The organism is Methylobacter sp. (assembly GCF_004322395.1).
Taxonomy (GTDB): domain Bacteria; phylum Pseudomonadota; class Gammaproteobacteria; order Methylococcales; family Methylomonadaceae; genus Methylobacter_A.
Genome location: NZ_SCTW01000001.1, coordinates 1 through 20,900, shown reverse-complemented (window position 1 = coordinate 20,900; position 20,900 = coordinate 1). Strand labels below are relative to the sequence as shown.

The following is a 20,900-nucleotide window of genomic DNA, read 5'->3' as shown; positions in this document are numbered from 1 at the left end:
GTAAAGAAATCCGGGAATTACCCCGGATTTCGCTTGCGATTTTTTAACGTAAGTTAGCGCGACGATCGAATCTTTGTGCGACTAGGCCGTCTTTAACACCCAGGTCTTGCAAATCTTCATCAGTAAAACCGAATACAAAAAACTTGTTTCCACCAGCGATGTTCGGCAAAAAGTCATTATCATTTGCAATCCATAAGGTGTGGTAGCTCGCTCCTCCAGACACCACGTCATCACCGAATGCTACGCCTTCCAGTTTGGCAGGGATTTTATCGGCAGTAATGCTGTTATTTTCTAATGCCTTTTTGATGTCGAGGAACAATGTTTTTTCGACGGCATAAGGCAATAAATTGGCCTGTCCACTGATGCCTGCACCCTCGTTTAATGCGCCAATATCGGTAGCACCGTCCAGATCGATTTTGTAAAGACGTTTGACCGAAGCATTGCTGCCATCACCCAAGCCTTTGCCGTCGCGCTCCAGAACCAAAAACTCATGATTATTAATCGCCAGAATTTCGCTGCTGTTATAAGTCTTAGCTTTGTCAGCCAAATAATTGTCATAGACATATTGATGGGTTACGCCAGTTTCAATGTCGATGGTAATAATGCGATTAGCTCTGCCGCCATCACCACCGTCCTGAATCAGCGGGCTTTGCTCGAAACCGATCAGCATGCTGCCATCCGGGGTAATCGCCAAGCCTTCCATGCCCTTGTTGGCGACACGGCCACTGGTGTTGCCTGCGATTTCATCGCCGCCTTTGGCGCTGAGATTGTCTGCATCGAACGCCACAGACAAGTTGAAAACACGCGTTCTCTTACCGGTTACCCGATCAAATTCATAAACGTAAGGGCCGTATTCGTCGGATATATATACCTTGCCATTGTGACTAACACGAATGCCTTCCGGATCAAAGCGGCCATTAATGGGATTAGTGGATACGCCGTTGGCAAAGTTATCGGAACGCCCGCTGAAATAAAACTTGTTATGGGTATTGTTGCCAGGAACCACTTCGCCGTAATTCAAATGAGCGGAGGTGAACAACAAAGTGGTGCTGTCCAGGTTCGGTGTCAAGGTCATCGGCAAAGCGCCATTAGCCGTGTCGGTAAGAGCCATGCTGATGGTATGAAATCTGGAAATGTAAGATGTAGTGTGATCGACGTCTGGATTCCACTCGGCAGCGTTAGGACCTCGGTCGGGCAATGCCAGGAAAGTATTGTTACCGACATAGGCCAATCCGGAGCCTATTCCACCCAGAACATTAGCGTCATCAATGCTATTTTCCAAAGTGCCGGTTAATTCGGATTTATCCTCAGTTCCTGACAGTTCGCCTATGGCCAGTAATTTTGGTGCAGCTGAACACAAGGCTGAAACAGCGTATAAAGATAAAAATAGCGAGCAACGCAAAGTTTTTTTCATGGAAGTCTCCAAGCAATAAATTAGATTGAGTGCTTAGTTTTAACATTGTGAAATTACCGGTTGATGACAACAGCTCTGAAATTTTTATCGTTATTAACACGAATTATTTCGCCATGCCTGTTTCACAGTAGAAGTTAAGAGAAGAGCGTCTGAGAAACACATACCTATTGCCGAGTACGTCCGGTTGTGTGAATAGGCGTTTCAAAAAATCCGCCATTAAAAACAAGCATAAAAAAGCCGGTGTTACCCGGCTGATTGTTACATCTTCGCTAAATTAGATATTACGCAAATTGTATTATCGTCATCCCGGCAGGGATGACGTGTCTTGTAGATACTTATACACTCAAAGGACGGGGGTGATAATCATCTAAAAAACCGCTCTTTTAATCACACCCGTTTAATCATGCTGGATAACTGAACTCAGCATGATCTGTTGCAACCTCAATTTAAGCGATTAAGCCCGGCCATACTGATCTTCATAACGCACGATATCATCCTCGCCTAAGTAACTGCCGGATTGCACTTCAATCATTTCCAGAGAGATCACCCCCGGATTGTGCAAGCTATGTATTGTACCCAAAGGTATATGAATGGACTCATTCTCAGTTATCAGTATTGTTTCTTCGCCTTTGTTGACCAATGCAGTACCTTTCACCACTATCCAGTGTTCAGCACGGTGATGATGTTTCTGCACTGACAATTTAGCGCCGGGCTTAACCACGATGCGTTTAGTCTGGTGCCTTTCGCCATTGTCGACACAGTCATAATGCCCCCAGGGACGATACACTTTGCGGTGAAAAGTCGCTTCGGTGCGTTTTAATTGTTTTAACTGATCTACAATTTGCTTGACTTCCTGAACCCGATCTTTAGGCGCAATCATCACGGCATCATCGGTTTCCACAATTACCAAATCTCTAACGCCAATTGTTGCGACCAGTTTATTCGAAGAATGTATAAATGAATTTTGGGTATCGAAAGTTAATACATCGCCTTTAGTGGCGTTACCCTGTTCATCTTTCCCGTGCACATCCCATAATGCCGACCAAGAACCGACATCGTTCCAATCCGCGTCCAGCGGAATAACCACGGCCCTATCCGTTTTCTCCATCACGGCATAGTCAATAGAATCGGCTGGACAACTGGAGAAAATGACTTTATCCAACCTGGTGAAATCGAGATCCGTTTTGGCTGCTTTCAATGCTTCGCGGCACACTGCCAGCATCTCGGGATTAAACCGCTCCAACTCATGCAGAAAAACACCCGCTTTAAACGCAAACATGCCGCTGTTCCAGAAGTATTCACCGCTGGCAAGATAGTGTTTGGCGGTATCCAGATCGGGTTTTTCGATAAAAGCCGCTACATTAAAGGCACTACCATAAGCTGTGTTTCCGCGCTTAATATAGCCGTAACCCGTTTCAGGTTCGATGGCCACGATGCCGAATGTCACTAACAAATCCTGCTCTGCCAGACGCTTGGCCTCTGCAATGGCTTCGTGGAAGGCTTCCTTGTCGCCAATGACATGATCCGCCGGCAATACCAACAAAACTTCATCTTCAGATTCTGCCGCTAATGCTGCCAGAGCTACCGCTGGTGCGGTATTTTTGCCAACCGGCTCAAGAATTATCGCAGCAGGTTTAATGTTAATTTCCCATAATTGTTCCGCCAGCATAAAACGATGATCTTCGTTACAAACGGCTAAAGGCGGTTTTAAACCGGCGACACCATCGAGCCTTAATACGGTTTCCTGCAACATGGTGTTTTCAGACACCAATGGCAAAAACTGTTTCGGATACTGGCCACGGGATAATGGCCAAAGCCTAGTACCTGAACCACCTGATAAAATTACTGGAATCATTTTATTTCCTATGTGATTGATTATTTCCTTTGTCCGCTATCAATGTCTGAGACTCAAACTTGATAAAGAGATGTCCTTAATTTAACTTTCCAAGGTAATCTTAAATAGCGCCTATTAATGAACCCCATTCCGGCAATAGCGGAACCAAGCAGCCAAAAACTTCCCGGCAAAGGCACTGGTGCTACAGAACCACCACCTAAGCTGGAATTTCCGGCAATTAAACCCAAATTTAGCCCGGCGCCTGTCAAACTGGTTTGTAAATCAAGATTAAATACCAAATTAAGATATTTATTATTTGAAGTAACAAAACCTGATAATGGACCCAAATCCAGAATCCTGTCACTAAAAAAATCAGCTGCATCATTAGCGTCCGCAGAATTGAACGCATAGGTCTTCGAGCGGTTTGCACCAGCACCGGAAATACTATAAGAAAAAGTCAGACTGTCGCCGTTCCCATTCAAAAAGCTGTTATTCCCAAATAAAGGATCCAGTAATCCTATTAATACATGCTGAGGATTACTGATCGAAGTGGTATCTATATTAAAATTCAGCATGCTGTGATAGTCATGAAGACCCTCGATTATCGACGTATTCAGGACACTCATATTGCCTAGCAACCAAATCTGGCTATTTCCATCCAAATCAAAATAATGCTTCACTGTAGATTGCCCCTCCAAAGCAGTACTGACGTCCGCTAGTTGTGGTAAAGCCGTTCCATAAGCCGCAGCCTCTTTACCAACAGCACTTGATGCCGCTATAGCCGGTTGCATGATAGTAGCTATGGCATCGCTCGTACCCGAAGTATTATTTACCTTTGTTTGGGCATGGACTTTAATACCCGTTGCTATTGCAACAGCGTTTGCTTGAGAACCTGCGCCACCCTTTGATACTGCATGCGCATTAATGATAGGAACGGTCAAACCACGCCCGCCATTTGCTGTCGAATAAGCGTATGCATAACCGTCACTGCTAGTCGCGCTGGCATATGCAGTAGCATTACCGCCCACACCATTACTGCCGCTTCCATGTGCGACTCCACCGGCACCTCCATTGGCCGTCGAAAAAACATACACCGACTGTGCACCAATGTTACTGGCTATAGCACTCGAGCTGGCACTGCCTCCTCTTCCTCCGTTACCGCTCCCACTATAAACATCACCACCATTACCGCCCGTTGCGGTGTTGCTTACCAAGAGATAGCTGTTGTCGGCGCTTACGATGACACTACTCGCGACTTTACTGCCATTACCACCGTTACCCCCATAAGAGTTAACGCTAGAACCATCCAAGGGGTGAGCCGATACAAAAATTAATCTAGAACTGCTGTCAGTAGCCGGTATGATTGCACTTGCATTGCCGCCACCCCGGCTCGCGCCAGAAGAACCGGCGGCATCTCCGCCTTGTCCCCCTGAACCGGCGCCGCCGGTCACGGTCGCTGCCGCCAAAGCATTGACGTTTCTCACGTTTGCGCCGTTAGCTCCATTTCTTTTTACCCATCCACCCGCTTCTGCATTATTACTAACGCCACCTTGCAAATTCACTGAATTACTTTCATCGCTATTGGTTGCAAGAAATACAGCATCCGCCAAATTACTATCACTGCTACCGGAAAAACCAAAATTTTCCAACACGCGGTTAACACCCATAGCCCCTATCGATCCAAGAGTGCTGCTTAATTGCCCAGACTGAGCCTCAAATATAACTCCGACCGTCATAAGCGGTATCAGTATTCGATTTAGCCTGAATTTTTTATGATTCGATGTCATAGATGCTTCATTTGAAATAACCAATGATGAATAGGCGAAAACTGATTAAATAACCTTGAAAATCCAGGAAACAGAACGGAATTTTTAGTCCACAAGCTGTGTAGTGCCGAGCGATTTTCGTTGCGGAGAAAATGCGAGGCATCGTGACATAGCGTCAAGTGATGTGTCAACACATTAGAGTACTATGATAAGTAGACCCATTCACCCTCACAAGGTTGATGCAGGTTTCATCCATTCGCAAGAAAATCGCTACCGCGCATTGGCGACTTTGAGCCGCCAACGCGAGGAAAGACGAATAACCAACACCCCAACGATTCAACGTAACGCTATCCACTTTAACACCTCTTTGTTACAGGATTTCTTCAAAATCTTAATTAAGAAGCAAGGCATAGTTAGCCAAGGCAGAGAAGACAAGTCCCCTGTGTTTTGCCAGTACCTGTGAAATTGGAAGCTTCACCCTTTAGATCAAGGTAATTCATCAGGTTTGCCTTTTCATCAAACTGACACAAACCCTACTTATACTGATAAAGCGAAAGGGTATTCACTACCTACATCCAATTAACCACGCCAATGAACCGAGAACGTTATAAAGGATTTATTCGTCCACTGCATTCCAAACTACAAGCCTTAGCCCGTACGCTTGACGGCGCTTTGATTGTGGCTTCTTTGTATGTCTCGTTAAATCAGTACAACGTTCCATTCGATCGTGAATATATGCTGCCTTGTCTGATAGCTGCCGCACTGTTCGGTATTTTTGCTGAAAACAACGAGATTTATCAAGGCTGGCGCGGAGCGCCCATGTTTGATGAAGCCTTGCGCATACTGTTTTCCTGGCTGGGGGCTTTTACAATATTGATCAGCGGTGTTTACCTTTATAAATCCGAATATGATTACTCATTAGAAGTCATAGAATTATGGCTGCCGCTTACCCCTTTCAGTATCATTCTGACACACTCTATACGACGCGGCTGCTTATCCTACTTAAGAAAGCATGGATTTAACACAAGGACTTACGCCATACTCGGCGCCACTCCGTTAGGTCACAGACTTAAAATTGCATTGTCGGAAATGCCCTGGTTAGGTTATCAATTTATCGGTTTTTTTGATGACCGTGCCGAATGCGATGACAGGCGCTTAGAGCAAAAACAGATTGGCGATATAAAGGGCGGATTTCAACAACTGCTTGAAAAATCAAAAAATGGTGAAATCGACCATATCTACATCACCCTGCCCTTGTGCGCGGAAAAACGTATCAGCATGCTTATTCAACAGCTAGCCGACAGCACCGTTTCCGTGAACATCGTACCCGACTTTTTCACCTTTAACCTGATTCAGTCCAAATGGAGCAATGTGCAAGGCATACCCGTTGTCAGTGTATTTGACACCCCGTTTAATGCCTTTGATGGTATCTCAAAACGTATTGAAGACCTTCTGCTGTGCATGATCATATTGCCGGTTATTGCCATTCCCATGCTTGTCATCGCCATTGCTATTAAATTAACTTCACCTGGTCCTGTCATCTTTAGACAGCAACGCTATGGCGTAAAAGGAGAACAAATAGAAGTATGGAAATTCCGTTCCATGACCGTCTGCGAAAATGGCAACGACATAAAACAAGCCACCCAAAATGATAGACGCATTACGCCATTCGGCGCTTTTCTGCGCAGAACGTCGCTAGATGAACTACCCCAGTTTTTAAACGTAGTGTACGGCACCATGTCTGTTGTTGGCCCACGCCCTCACGCCATTTCTCATAACGAATATTATCGAAAGCAGATCCAAGGTTACATGCTGCGCCACAAAGTCAAACCCGGCATTACCGGCCAAGCACAGATTAACGGTTGCCGCGGCGAAACCGACACGCTGGACAAAATGGAAGCCAGGATTCACCACGACCTGGAATATTTAAAACAATGGTCACTGTGGCTGGATTTAAAAATAGTATTTTTGACAATATTTAAAGGCTTTGTCAGCAAGCAGGCGTATTAGCGAATGATTTCCAAATCGTACGTATTCTTCACAACTAAGGCACAAGGCAATGATGATTAATACAAATAACAAATGGTTAATTTTTTCCAGCCTGATCACCATCGGCTGGATAGTATTAATTTATGTTGAATCTTCACAGCCGCCGCCAAAAATATTGGGTGAAATACCTGGGCTGGATAAAGTTGCGCATTTTGCGGTTTACAGCATTTTAGGTCTTATGATCTTGGCGATACTAAACATCATCGACATTTATAAAAAAATACCCGTATTACCTCTTGCTGTATTTTTAGTTGTTATCGCCGGGGTGTTTGACGAATTCCATCAAGCTTTTGTACCCGGAAGAAATGCCAATGGCTGGGATTTACTGGCTGACTTTTGTGGCGGCTTGTTTTCAACTTTCGCTATTCAGTGTTTTGCAAAAAATAGGGAAATCAACCATGCATAAACACAAAACGGCTTTTTGGGGACTTGCATTAGTTACTTGCCTCTTTAACAAGCCGGTTTTTGCTCAGCCGCTCTTATGCGAAGATCAGCTTGCACAAGCTGCCGTACCCCAAAGCGCGTTTTACCTGCCTGAAAATCAAGCTTCACAGCTACAAAAAGCGCTCAATACACATAATATCGTTCGATTAAAAGCGGGTGAAGATTACACACGATCATTCAACATCAAGTTAGGTTCTAATCAAGCGCTTTACGGTTTGGCGGGTACAAAACTGCCTCAAGTAATTATTCCCGAAGGTACAAGCAACGCCATACTTAGCGATGTGAGTCCGAAAAAGATCAGCTTTGAGGGATCTACAAAGCTCAGCCAAGGCAACTGCTTTAACCGAATCAGCAATTCAAAAATAGAAGCCAAAAATGCACTGCTTGAAAATAACCTGTTCACCGACTTAAGCAATGTCACTATTGATGTCGACACATCCCAAAAAGGCTATTTGAAAAACAATCGATTCATCCGCACTATGGTGCACGCCGCTTATCCTGCAATAAAAATAATTGGCGATAGCACCAAGCAATCCCAGGGTAATTTGTTCATCTGGACAAACATACTAACCCCCCATGGCGACGGGATTATTATCAAGAACCAACAAGATGTTGGTTTTATCGGCATTGATTCAGAATCTTGGAACTGGAGTCGCAAAGCCGATTATCCTGGCATGATGAACGTAATGAATACTGATTTTCTATCGGTATTCATGTCAAATGGCGGCGATAATTACAACAAAACCGGCCAGTATTTTAATTTGGATGTTAAAAACATTGTCTTGCAGGGCATGAGAATAGGCACTACCCAAAAACCTGGCATTATTCTGAGGGATGGTGTTGAAAAGCTCTTAACCATAGACACTCAGAATATTGGGCTTACAAAGTTTAATGGTTCAACACAGGTTATTGATATTTTCAACGATTCAAATCCATCAATAGCTGAGAATAATCAAACCCTGCAACCGGAAAAACTGAGCAACACAACTAAAAGTGCCATTACCAATTTATTGCAATCCGAAAAGAGCATTTACAACTTCTGGGAAAAACCGGTATTTAACCAAATTCCTGATCCGGCAGGATCAAAATGGCAAACCAATCTCAGCAAAAAGCCTGATTCTTCTGAGGCCATCCAGGCTTTAATCGATCAAAACGGCATTGCCGAGCTTGATGCAGGTACTTATTACATCAGTAAACCTTTATTGCTTAAGGCTGGACAAGGCATTATCGGCGCTGGAGCTGACAAAACGGCCATTATTGCAAAATCACCCACTATCGATCTAATCGCCGGGGCAACCCATTTTAATGACAAAACCGTTGTCACGTCTTTTGTATTGGCCGATTTAACCTTACAAGGCGGCCTTAACGGCATAAATCACAGTGCGGCAGGTTCAGGTCAAGGAGCTGATTACAACCGGATTACACTGTCTCATATCACTATCCGCGACATGGCTAATGCAGGCATATTGATTGATAATATCTATGCCTGGGATAACAACTTTATCGATCACGCTGTTTTTTACCGTTGTAAAACCGGCATCAAGCAAAGGCCTGATCCGGCTTATGTTGGCGGTGACCAAATAGGCATCACATTTCTAGACAAAAACGTTTTTTACCAAAACCAGTTTATTGAAAACGATATAGCGATTGACTGGCAGGCAAAACGCGGCAACAACCTGAATGCCTTCATCAACTGTCTATTTAAAAATAACGGGCTAGCCATTAACCTAACCAATTCTGACTCAACTTTCTTCGCGAACAGTGTTTTCGAAACCGTATCCGAACAACCGTTACTACGTGCCAACAGAGTCACCGGCTTCGTCAGCAGCTACTTTGTCAGCAAACAGCCCGGTAATGTCATGTTTGATAGCAACGTGTTCTGCCATCATTGCAATTTCGACAACAGTGCAGCTGCTTCCGGCTTGATCGTCACGCCAACCAGCAAAAACAGCTATTTCATCAACAGCACTCTGACACAACCAACCACGCAAAATCTGGACACAGGCCTAATTATTAACAGCAACTTTTCAGAAAGCTTAGACAAACCTGCCACCAATAGCCTATTTAGTAACCAGATTGCCCATCCTTTTTAAAGCATGATAATTATCAGCCACCCAACCGGTAACCAGAATTCAAGAAATGCTGCCGAAGCATTTTACAAAGCCGATCAACTTGCGCGGTTTTACACTACTATCGCCTGGAACAGCCAATCGAAATTAGCAAAATTGCTCCCTGCCGGATTGGCTGCAACATTAAAACGCCGGGAATACAACAGCATCCCGGCAAAGCTTATCTCTACTCAACCTTCGCTGGAAGTTTGTAGACTTCTTGCCGGCAAATTGAAAGTCAACTTTCTGACCGAGCACGAAACCGGCTTACTGTCTGTTGATGCTGTTTACCATACTTTCGATAACTACGTTGCCAAGCAACTGCGCATACAACAAGGCGTTAGCCAAATTTATGCCTACGAAGACGGCGCTTTGGAAACCTTTAAAGTCGCAAAACAGCAAAATAGTCAAACTCTGTACGAACTTCCCATCGGCTATTGGTGTGCTGCACAAAAAATTATGGGCGAAGAAGCGCAATTAAAACCGGAGTGGGCCAAGACTATCCTCTCCATGCTCGACAGCGCTCAAAAACTGGCTCGCAAAGATCAGGAACTTGCCTTAGCCGATAAAATTATCGTTGCCAGCCAATTTACCGCCGACACCCTCAAATTGTCGGAAGCTCGTGACAAGGAAACCATTGTGATTCCTTACGGAAGCCCGCAACCAATAGACCAACCTAATTTCAGCCGTCATAAAAAACTTAAAGTTTTATTTGTGGGCGGGCTCAGCCAAAGAAAAGGACTCTCTTATCTTCTTGATGCGGCAAATTTTTTGAACAATAAAATACAACTCACGATTATAGGCAGCCGCATCGCCGAATGTGCGCCATTGGATGCAGCCCTTCAACAATATCGATACATTCCCAGCTTGCCACATCATGAAATTCTGAAAGAAATGGATCGGCACGACGTATTCGTCTTCCCTTCCCTATTCGAAGGCTTTGGACTTGTAATATTGGAAGCCATGGCGCGTGGCATACCGGTAATCGCCACATCGCACACTGCTGGGCCTGACGTCATTACCGATGGCGAAGACGGTTACATTGTTCCTATCCGCTCAGCTCAGGCAATTGCTGAAAAACTTGAATTGTTGGCTGATGATCGGGATTTGCTTGATCAACTGAAAACAGCAGCACTGACCAAAGCCGGGCTTTTTTCCTGGGAAAAGTACCAAAATCAATTAACTACTTTACTCAAGAGATAAATTGTCAGAACAATGAAAAAAACAAATTTAAAATTGATAGTCCTAATTCCGGCTATTTTATTTCTTTCTGTAAACCCTAATTTCTTATCATGAATAACAAAGAAATCGCCAGAAAGAAAATAGTGAAATATGTCTTTCTGATTTACTGGATGCTGATTTTTGAAGGTGCGTTCCGCAAATGGTTTTTCCCCGAATACCATCAACTTATTTTCTTTCTGCGTGATCCGGTAGTTCTGCTCGTTTACATCATTGCATGGCGTAATAATATTTTTACACGAGATGGGCTTTTAATAGCAGGGGTCATCATTTCACTCGCCTTTATTCCCCTGATTTTTCTTCAGGTTGTGATCATTAAGATGAACATTCTGACCCTTATCTATGGCTGGCGAGTTTACTTTTATTATTTACCTCTGGCTTTTGTTATTAAAGACGCTTTTCATCCAGAAGACATTCATAAATTCATCAGGCAAACCCTGTATGTGGCCATTCCATTGTCAATACTGGTTTATATTCAATTTATCTCACCGAGAACCAGCTTTATAAATGCCGGTTATAACGAAGGCATGGCGTTTGTTGTGACAGGCAACATTGTGAGAACCACTGGTACATTTACTTTTACCGCAGGACAAACATTTTTTGCCTCCAGCTTAATGGCTATGTTGACTTTCGTATGGCTTTACCGCAAACAATATACTTTGATGCCCTTGTTCTGGTTAATTATTGCCACGGGCGCATCAATGACTCACTTACTCTTATCCGGCAGTCGAACTGCATTTTTCATGACGGGGCTGATTGTAGCGGCAACCTTTTTCGGCTTGCTGTTCACCAATAACGTCAAGATGAAATTTACAGGCGCGGGATTAATGGTTTTCTTGTTATTGATTGGAACTATTTTATTTCTAGGGCCATTCAGGGAATCATTCGATGCTCTTGGCACTCGTTTTGAACAAGCGCAACAATCCGAAGGCAGTGCCATCAGGCGAGCGCTGGCCCCGTTAATCATTTTCACCGATCATCTCACCACCACACCTATCCTCGGTCACGGCGTCGGCTTCGGCACCGGTGGAGGTTCGCAACTGGCGACAGGCAAAGCAGCATTAGTATTGGCAGAAGATGAATGGTCACGCGTAATTATGGAAGCAGGACCAGGTTTTGGGTTGATGTTCATCATGTACCGTATTGTTTTTACCCTAAGTCTGGTCACTCAAGCCATTAAAAGCGCCCGACTCGACAATAATCTGCTACCGATGATGTTTTTTGGGTTTATTGGTTTTTATTTATTCGCCGGGCAGATCACCCATGTTGGCACTTTGATGGGTTACAACTGGATTTTTGTTGGTTTGATCATGGCTGCTGCCAAGAAACAAGTTGAGTCGAAACTGCCGGTCTTGAATAAATTCGAGCCACTTTATCCTAACATTGTGAGAATTGGCTAATGCCCATCAAGCGTAGAATTATTCAGGGCATAGGCGCCAATGGCTTTGGCCAAGCCGTTACCTTACTGATACAAATCGCCAGTGTACCCATCATGATTCATGCTTGGGGCGTTGAACTTTATGGGGAATGGGTCGCTCTTTCAGCACTGCCCGCCTATCTTGTACTTAGCAATATTGGTTTAACCTCAACTGCCGGAAATTCGCTGGCCATGCTTGCCGAAAAAGATGATGCGCAACACATGCAGGAAATCTATCAAAGTACCTGGGTGATGGTTAATGCTGTCTCTTTCGGTGTTTTAGCTCTGCTTGCTGCAATCATCCTGAATTTCAACCTAAAATCTTTATTCGATTTCAAACTAACCAATAATTTAGACTTCAATTTGACACTTATTGTGTTATTGCTGAACGTTGCTATGAGTATGCAAACGGGCATCTTTGAAATAGCATTCAGAGCTATTAAAAAAAATCCAATTGCCATATTTTTTAGTAACTTAATTCGTTTATTCGAATGGATAGCTGCGACAATCATCGTTTTGCTAGGGGAAAATTTTCTGGCCGTCGCCATTGGCATGTCGCTAATACGATTACTCGGCAACATATGCTTTTGGATCGCATTGCAAAACAGTAGAAGTCCTCTGAAAATCGGCATTCGCTATGCATCCTTTAAACACATCAAGCAGTTATTACGCCCAGCTATAGCCAGTATGTGCTTTCCATTGGGCTTGTCACTCTCAATGCAAGGCATGATTCTTATTGTTAGCAGTCTGGTTGGTTCTACTGGGGTTACCCTGTTTACTATTTACAGAACATTTACCCGCGTTCCCATTCAATTGGCAACTTCAATTAACCAAGCAATTTGGCCTGAAATTTCCTACGCTTATGGCAATGACGACACTGCATCTGTTAAAAAGTTAGTGATTAGAATGCAGTTAATTTGCGCCACGTTTGGGGCTATTGTGGTCTGTGTTATTTATTTTATGGGTGAGTCACTGATTGATATTTGGACATCTACTCCTCTACAACACAACCAACTGTTATTGAATCTTTTAACAGCTACGGCTTTCATTCATATTTTCTGGCAACCTTTTTGGGTAGCACAAATGGCAACTAACAAGCATCTACAGTTTGCCTTATTGTTCCTTATTATTTCAGCGCTTTCTTTCATCCTTGGGTGGTTTTTTACTGAACAGTTGGGCTTAAACGGTGCCGGTTATGCTGTCTTATTTGCAGAATTTTTATTAGCCATGTCTGCATATTTCTGCTACCGCTACTTATTTAAACCAAACCAACAAAATGGTTGTATTGCCTATTTGATTAAACACAGGATTAAACCGAAACGTTTTACTTATCCTTGGTACAAAGTCTGGGCTAAACGAGTTGTTAATTTTAAAGGCTTATGCCAAATACTATGGCGCAATTTTTGTCTTTCTCGCAAAGGTGTAAAAATTGGGTATTTATCTGTGATTGGCGACGCTGAGTTAAATGGTAGTCCAGCCAATCTTGTGGTTGGTAATGAATGTTTTATTGGCTCCCATGTCCATTTAGCTTTGTACGAGAAGATCAATCTCGGAAATAACGTTGTTGTTAACGATGGCTGTGTATTGCTCACTGCCAGTCATGATGTTAATTGCCCAAATTGGAGTCATGTTAAAGCACCTATCGTCATTGAAGATTATGCCTGGATAGCTACAAATTCAATGATTTTGCCTGGCGTAACTATAGGCAAAGGGGCAGTGGTTGGCGCGGGGTCTGTTGTAACCAAAAGTGTTCCACCTTACCAAGTCGTAGCAGGGAATCCAGCCAGAATGGTAAAAGAAAGAACATTAAAAGAGCTATCCCATGCCACCGTTCACTGGCTGGCACCTTTTGAGGCATGGGTAGGAATACCTAAAACACAAAATCAAACCAATTGATTAGATAATGAAAATACTGCTCATCGGTAATTACGCCAAAGATCATCAATTCAGCATGCAGAAATTTTCTGCCTGTCTGGAACAAGGACTGTTGCAGCAAGGTCATCAGGTTCGGATACTTCAGCCGCAAGCGTTTTTTGGTCGGCCGTTTGAATCTACCGTTACCGGCATTGCTAAATGGTTGGGTTATATCGACAAGTATCTGCTGTTTCCCTTGTCACTTAGAAAGTCGGCGCACTGGGCAGATATTATCCATATCTGCGATCATTCCAACGCTATTTATGTATTTTATATAAAAAAATATGCTCACTTGGTCACCTGTCATGACTTGATGGCTGTTCGTTCTGCACTCGGTGAGTTTGAAGAAAATAATCAGGTCGGTAAAACAGGTCAATTACAGCAACAATGGATTTTGAAAGGTCTGCAATTGGCAGGTCACATCGCCTCGGTTTCCAATGCTACCAAACAGGATGTTATGCGTCTGGCAAAGCAGCCCTCTGATAATGTAACCGTTATCCATAACGGCCTTAATTATTCTTTTAATCCCGTTGCAAAGGAACAAGCGCTGGCATTGTTAAATAGATACGGCATTACCCAAAACATGCGCTTTTTACTGCATGTCGGCGGCAATCAGTGGTACAAAAATCGCAGGGGACTGTTAGCTATCTTTAACCGGATTATCCGGCAACGGCCAGATACCGATCTGAAGCTGGTTATGGCAGGCAAGCCTTTTACTGACGAGCTGTCCAGGCTTATTCGGCAGTATGATCTTCAAGATAAAGTAGTGGAATTAACCGAGCCTTCGACAGAAGATCTGGGAGCTCTTTATTCGCTGGCAACCGCATTTATCTTTCCGTCTCTATGCGAGGGTTTCGGCTGGCCGATTATTGAAGCGCAAGCCTGTAATGCGCTGGTATTTACCAGCAATCGTGAACCGATGACTGAAGTAGGGGGCGATGCAGCTATTTATATTGATCCCGAAATCCCCGATCAGGCTGCATCGATTATCAATAATACACTCGACAATAATGATCTTATTAACAAAACCCTTAATGCAAATCCATCCAATCTGTTGCAATTCAGTACCGAATTAATGGTGGAGAGGTATTTGTCTCTTTATAAGAAAATCATTTTAAAACGAAACTAATCAAATGAAAATTCTACACATTATCCGCTCAGTTAATCCCGAGGGCGGCGGCCCGATTGAAGGTGTTATGCAGCTTGCTCGCGTTAAGCAGGATCACGGCCATAGCGTCGAAGTTCTCAGCCTGGATGCACCGGATGATTCGTCCGTTAAAGAATGTCCATTACCCGTTCATGCCTTGGGGCCGGGAAGAGGCATTTACGGATACAACAGTAAATTCAAACCCTGGCTGAGAGCCCATCTTCAGGATTATGATGTTTTTATTATCAACGGCATCTGGCAATACCACAGCTTTGCCTCACATAGCGTATTAAAAAGCCTAAACCGGCGCTATTACCTGTTTACCCACGGCATGCTGGACCCGTGGTTCAAACATCGATACCCGCTCAAACATTTAAAAAAATGGCTGTACTGGCCTTGGGGCGAATACCCAGTTATTCGCGATGCCAAAAATGTGTTATTTACTTGCGAAGACGAAAAAGTTCTAGCGCGTCAATCTTTCTGGCTGTACCGCTGTAATGAAAAAGTGGTCAATTACGGCACCGCCGGACATACCGGCAATGCCGATGAACAACGCCGCCTGTTTTTGGAAAACTTTCCTCATTTGCAAGGCAAACGTTTTCTGCTGTTTTTAAGCCGTATCCATCCCAAAAAAGGTGTCGATTTGTTGATTGAGGCGTTTGCCAAAACAAGCAAAGATCAGCCAGATCTTGAACTGGTGATTGCCGGACCCGATCAAGTCGGCTGGCAGGTAGAGTTGCAGCAACTGGCCGAGAAACATGGCATCAGCGACAAAATAACTTGGACAGGCATGTTAAAAGGCGATATGAAATGGGGGGCATTTCAAACCGCCGAGGCTTTTATATTGCCGTCGCATCAGGAAAATTTTGGCATCGTGGTCGCTGAAGCGCTGTCCTGTTCGTTGCCGGTTTTAATCAGTTATAAGGTCAATATTTGGCAAGAGATCCTCGAGGATAACGCCGGATTGGAAGCGGATGACACACTGGCCGGTTGTGTGGATTTAATAAGACGCTGGCAGCAAATGGATGACAACAGCAAAGCCGAAATGCGCAGCAATGCTTATTGCTGTTTTATTAACCGCTTTGAGATTACCAAGGCAGCCATGAGTTTGCTTAATTTATTCGTTCGCCCAATTCAAAGGCCCCTCTAATTACGTCCTTCGGCATGCTCAGGACGGCGAAAGTTAATTCCGTTATTGATGAGTTTGTTGAACCGTGAACAGAGCCTCTCTGTTCCAGATATTCCTGAACTGCTTCGATTTTTATTCATGACAAACAAAACAAAAACAGCTGACATTATTAGTAAAACCCGCCTTTCAGGCCCCAGTTTTAACCTGAAGAACCGCATGTTGCGTGTCGTTTGGGATTTAGCCTATTTGATGTTCTTCCGCTTTACTCCACGGCCTTTGCATAGCTGGCGGGTTTTTCTTTTGCGATGTTTTGGCGCTCGTCTTGGCCAACATTGCCATGTTTATCCCAAGGTTAAAATTTGGGCGCCGTGGAATCTGGAAATGCACGATTATGCCTGCCTTGCCAACGATGTTATTTGTTACACGCAAGCCAGAATAACATTGCAAGAGCGCGTCATTGTTTCTCAAGGCGCACATTTGTGTACCGGCTCACATGATTATAACGATCCGGATTTTCCGCTATTTGCTCGGCCAATCAGCATCGGCAAGGATGCCTGGGTGTGTGCCGACGCGTTTATCGGACCCGGTGTAACCGTTGGTGAAGGCGCTGTGCTGGGCGCCAGGGCCGCTACGTTTAAAAACCTTCAAGCTTGGCAGGTCTACAGCGGTAATCCGGCTCAACCTGTTAAACAACGCCGTATCAGAGCTAGCAGCCATGAATAAGCCCGATATTTCCGTCATCATCCTGACCCATAACGAAGAACTGCATATCGAACGTTGTATCAGGAATCTGTTACCGATAGCTCGAGAGATATTCATTGTCGATTCCTTTTCTACCGACAAAACCGTGCAAATTGCAGAATCGCTGGGTGCCAAAGTTTTTCAACGTCCATGGAAAAACTATGCCGATCAGTTCCAGTGGGGGCTTGATAATTGCCCTGTTCAAACAAGTTGGGTGATGCGTATGGATGCCGATGAGTATCTGGAGTCGCCTTTAATTGATGAAATCATCAGAAAATTTCCTGTGTTACCCAACGACATCAACGGGATTTATTTAAAGCGAAAGCACCATTTTTTAGGTCGCTGGATTAAACATGGCGACCGATATCCGTTGGTATTGCTGCGCATCTGGAAAACCGGCCAGGCGCATATCGAAAACCGCTGGATGGATGAACATATCGTTCTGGATTCCGGTAAGGCAATCACTTGCGCAGGCGACTTCGTCGATGACAACCTGAATACCGTCGAATGGTTTATTGCCAAACACAACCGTTACGCCAGCCGTGAAATGCTGGATATCCTCAACCATAAATACCAATTGTTTTCACGCGATGAATCGATTGCCGAAGCCGAAAGCGGTCAAGCCAAACTTAAACGTTTCGTTAAAGAAACGCTTTATAACAAACTACCGTTGTTTGTAAGGCCGCTGCTGTATTTTTTCTATCGTTATATTTTAAGGCTGGGCTTTCTGGATGGACCGGAAGGCTTTGCCTATCACTTCATGCAAGGCTTGTGGTATCGCTGTCTGGTCGATCTCAAATGTCTGGAGGCTGAACGGATATTGAAAGGCGCTGATTCCAGAGAAGAAAAAGTCGCTCGGCTTACCGAGTTGACCAGTTTGCAACTTAAATAACATAAAATCAGAGGTAACCATGTCTACAAATAACGTTGTTAATTACGGCTGGGAAACCGCTGAATCCCCTCAATCCTGCGATTATATTGCGCCTTTTGTCGTTGGCCTGATTGATCAATATCAGCCGCAAAGAGTACTCGATATTGGCAGCGGCAACGGTAGATTATGCGGCCTAATTGCTCAAAACCACCATTATGTCTGTGGCATGGAATATGATGCAACAGGCGTTGAACTTGCCCGCAAAGCTTATCCATCAATCAACTTTTATCATTATGGTGTACAGGATAACCCTGCCCTTTTGCTTGAGCATGAAAACCGGGAACACTTTGATCTGGTTGTTTCCACAGAGGTGATTGAGCATTTGTACTCGCCCCAGTTGCTGGCTCAGTATGCGCACAGTATTTTGACTAAAAACGGCAAACTGATTATCACTACACCCTACCATGGCTATCTGAAAAATTTAGCATTATCAATTTTTGATAAGTGGGACCATCACCATACAGCGCTTTGGGAAGGAGGACACATCAAATTTTGGAGCATAAAAACACTGAGCAAATTATTGGAAGACCAGGGGTTTAAAGTCATCAAAGCTACAGGCGTGGGCAGAATCCCCTATTTCTGGAAAAGCATGGTTGTCGTTGCCGAAAAACAGCCTGTCGCTTAGCAGATAAGTTGAGCAAAGGCAGCGAAATTTCCTGTAACCGAAGCTAATCCCGTTTAATAGCGGGCATGCTTCACTGGGGGCAAAAATAGCATCCAAAATGGAATTTAAAGCGCTTTTTATTCAACAAAAAGGTTTTCTGGCACAAACACGCTCGCCATAAGTCAGCAAGTTGTCTGGGCAACCACAACGTAACAAGTACACCAAATATATGTTTTTTGTAAAGGGCATGGAGCAACCCATCAGGGCAATCGCGCTATACGGAAAGTTAACGCCTTTAGTTCCCTCTCTCTTCGGGAAGGGAAGAGATCACTCACTACCGACATAGCGCGATTGCCCTGAGCAAATCATATGATGCCTTGCAAAAAGCCTAAAGCATAGGCAACTGAGTTAATTAGCTAATACCGCGTTTTACATTAAATGATCAAAATCATTTTTATGTCATTAAAGCTTCATCGGAACGTCATCATATTTTCACGCGATTTGATCAGAATGAGCAAAAACTCATTTATAAATTCTACCTAACCCTTAATTGTTGAATCTTTAAATAATGCGGCTTTGAGCAAATGCCATAAACCGCATTAAATATGGCTTTCCGCGGATTAAAACTCCTAACAATTATAGGTGAGATAACCAAATCACCTTTATGAAAATTTTACTCTACAGCCTCAATTACGCACCTGAACTGACTGGCATCGGCAAGTATTCCGGAGAGATGTGCGAATGGTTGGCTGAACATGGTCATGATGTTCGCGTTATCTGCGCCCCGCCCTACTATCCAGAATGGCAGGTTGATAAACCGTATAGAAGCTGGCAATACCGAACCGAACAGCACAATAAGGTGACCGTATTTCGCTGTCCGTTGTATGTGCCTAAAAAACCCAAAACTTTAAGCCGCCTGATTCATTTATTCAGTTTTGGATTTTCCAGCCTGCCGGTATTATTCAAGCAATGGTTTTGGAAACCCGACATTGTAATTTGTATCGAACCGGCCTTTTTTTGCGTGCCGGCGACTGTATTGTTTTGCAAACTGCGCAATATTAAAAGTCTGTTGCACATTCAGGATTTTGAACTCGATGCCATGTTGGGTTTAGGTTTAGGAAAATCTGGGATTATTACGCAATTTGCCGGCCAGGTTGAGCGCTGGTTTATGCGCCGCTTTGATGCGATTTCCACCATTTCTTATAGCATGTTGCAAAAAGCCAAAGACAAAACCAGCCAACCTGAGAAAGTGTTTTATTTTCCTAATTGGGTAGATACCAATTTTTTCACACCGGATGCCGATCCTGATCTTTTTCGTAAGCGTTGGGGCATTGCCGAATCCACTCGTGTTGTTCTTTATTCCGGCAACATGGGCAAAAAACAAGGCTTGGAGATAGTTTTACAGGCTGCCGATCAGTTCAGACACGAACCTGACTTGCTGTTTTTGATGATAGGTAACGGTGCCGCGCAGGAAGAGCTTATGCAACAGGCAGAGCAGATGCACCTGGATAATTTGAGGTTCTATCCGTTGCAGCCCTATGAAGAGTTGCCTGCACTCATGGCTTTGGCCGATATTCATTTGGTGGTGCAAAAAAAGGGAGCCGCTGACGCTGTTATGCCTTCCAAGCTGACCACTATTCTTGCGGTTGGCGGTGAGTGCATAATTACTGCCGAGGCTAATACCGAGTTAGGATTGTTATGCCAAGAATATCCTGGCATTGCCAAATGTATCGAGCCGGAAAATATAGACGCTCTGACAACGGCATTAAAGGAAATGCAATTGAATTTGCTGGCAAAATCACTAGGATTTTATAACAAAGTAGCTCACCAGTTTGCGCTGAATAATCTTAAGAAAGACCAAATTCTAAGTAGGCTGGTCAGTAAACTGGAAGGCCAGGAATACGCTAGTCATCTTTATCAAAGTGAACCTCCGGCTTTGCCGGAGAACTCATCAGGGTTTGGCCTAAACGGCGATCATATTCTCTCATTTAACTATATAGACCCTGAGAAAGTGTTTTATTCTCCTAATTGGGTAGATACCGATTTTCTTACGCCGGATGCCGACCCTGATCTTTTTCGTAAGCGTTGGGGCATTGCCGAATCCACTCGTGTTGTTCTTTATTCCGGCAACATGGGCAAAAAACAAGGCTTGGAGATAGTTTT

Annotated in this window: 14 protein-coding genes and 1 pseudogene; 12 read left to right on the top strand and 3 right to left on the bottom strand. The window is 44.0% G+C overall.

Features of this window, described 5'->3' with window-relative positions:
* Positions 1 to 43: 43 nt before the first annotated feature.
* From EPO18_RS00075 to EPO18_RS00065, 3 genes are all read right to left on the bottom strand, one after another.
* On the bottom strand, positions 44 to 1,414 hold the full coding sequence (locus EPO18_RS00075; RefSeq protein ID WP_292428779.1) for an esterase-like activity of phytase family protein: 1,371 nt from the start codon (positions 1,412 to 1,414) through the stop codon (positions 44 to 46).
* A 454-nt stretch (positions 1,415 to 1,868) separates the two neighbouring features.
* The gene (locus tag EPO18_RS00070) at positions 1,869 to 3,269 is read right to left on the bottom strand and encodes a mannose-1-phosphate guanylyltransferase/mannose-6-phosphate isomerase (protein ID WP_292428776.1); all 1,401 of its coding nucleotides are present in this window, start codon (positions 3,267 to 3,269) and stop codon (positions 1,869 to 1,871) included.
* A 53-nt stretch (positions 3,270 to 3,322) separates the two neighbouring features.
* A complete protein-coding gene (locus EPO18_RS00065) occupies positions 3,323 to 5,059 on the bottom strand; it encodes a hypothetical protein (protein ID WP_292428774.1) in 1,737 nt (578 codons plus the stop codon).
* Between the two features lie 546 nt (positions 5,060 to 5,605).
* On the opposite strand from EPO18_RS00065, the gene EPO18_RS00060 reads away from it, so the two are divergent.
* From EPO18_RS00060 to EPO18_RS00005, 12 genes and pseudogenes are all read left to right on the top strand, one after another.
* A complete protein-coding gene (locus EPO18_RS00060; RefSeq protein ID WP_292428771.1) occupies positions 5,606 to 7,024 on the top strand; it encodes an undecaprenyl-phosphate glucose phosphotransferase in 1,419 nt (472 codons plus the stop codon).
* Positions 7,025 to 7,073: 49 nt separating this feature from the next.
* Entirely contained in the window at positions 7,074 to 7,469 is a 396-nt protein-coding gene (locus tag EPO18_RS00055) for a VanZ family protein (RefSeq protein ID WP_292428769.1), read from the top strand.
* Positions 7,462 to 9,600: a pectate lyase family protein gene (locus tag EPO18_RS00050; protein WP_292428767.1), complete on the top strand. Its 2,139-nt coding sequence runs from the start codon at positions 7,462 to 7,464 to the stop codon at positions 9,598 to 9,600. The genes EPO18_RS00055 and EPO18_RS00050 overlap by 8 nt, the downstream gene beginning before the upstream one ends.
* Positions 9,601 to 9,603: 3 nt before the next feature.
* Entirely contained in the window at positions 9,604 to 10,818 is a 1,215-nt protein-coding gene (locus EPO18_RS00045; protein WP_292428765.1) for a glycosyltransferase family 4 protein, read from the top strand.
* An 89-nt stretch (positions 10,819 to 10,907) separates the two neighbouring features.
* Positions 10,908 to 12,254 (top strand): hypothetical protein, encoded by a 1,347-nt coding sequence (locus EPO18_RS00040; protein ID WP_292428762.1) that lies wholly within the window; start codon positions 10,908 to 10,910, stop codon positions 12,252 to 12,254.
* Positions 12,255 to 13,951: 1,697 nt separating this feature from the next.
* Positions 13,952 to 14,057: pseudogene (locus EPO18_RS20770) on the top strand (acetyltransferase); the annotation flags it as partial.
* A 117-nt stretch (positions 14,058 to 14,174) separates the two neighbouring features.
* Positions 14,175 to 15,314 carry a glycosyltransferase family 4 protein gene (locus EPO18_RS00030; RefSeq protein WP_292428757.1) on the top strand — a complete coding sequence of 380 codons (1,140 nt, stop codon included), beginning with the start codon at positions 14,175 to 14,177 and terminating at the stop codon, positions 15,312 to 15,314.
* Between the two features lie 4 nt (positions 15,315 to 15,318).
* On the top strand, positions 15,319 to 16,482 hold the full coding sequence (locus tag EPO18_RS00025) for a glycosyltransferase (RefSeq protein ID WP_292428754.1): 1,164 nt from the start codon (positions 15,319 to 15,321) through the stop codon (positions 16,480 to 16,482).
* A gap of 117 nt (positions 16,483 to 16,599) precedes the next feature.
* Positions 16,600 to 17,184 (top strand): LbetaH domain-containing protein, encoded by a 585-nt coding sequence (locus EPO18_RS00020; RefSeq protein WP_292428751.1) that lies wholly within the window; start codon positions 16,600 to 16,602, stop codon positions 17,182 to 17,184.
* Positions 17,177 to 18,094: a glycosyltransferase family 2 protein gene (locus EPO18_RS00015; protein WP_292428749.1), complete on the top strand. Its 918-nt coding sequence runs from the start codon at positions 17,177 to 17,179 to the stop codon at positions 18,092 to 18,094. Before EPO18_RS00020 ends, EPO18_RS00015 begins: the two co-directional genes overlap by 8 nt.
* A gap of 19 nt (positions 18,095 to 18,113) precedes the next feature.
* On the top strand, positions 18,114 to 18,758 hold the full coding sequence (locus EPO18_RS00010) for a class I SAM-dependent methyltransferase (RefSeq protein WP_292428746.1): 645 nt from the start codon (positions 18,114 to 18,116) through the stop codon (positions 18,756 to 18,758).
* Between the two features lie 643 nt (positions 18,759 to 19,401).
* The coding region (locus EPO18_RS00005) for a glycosyltransferase WbuB (RefSeq protein WP_292428743.1) at positions 19,402 to 20,900 on the top strand (1,499 nt) is incomplete at its 3' end.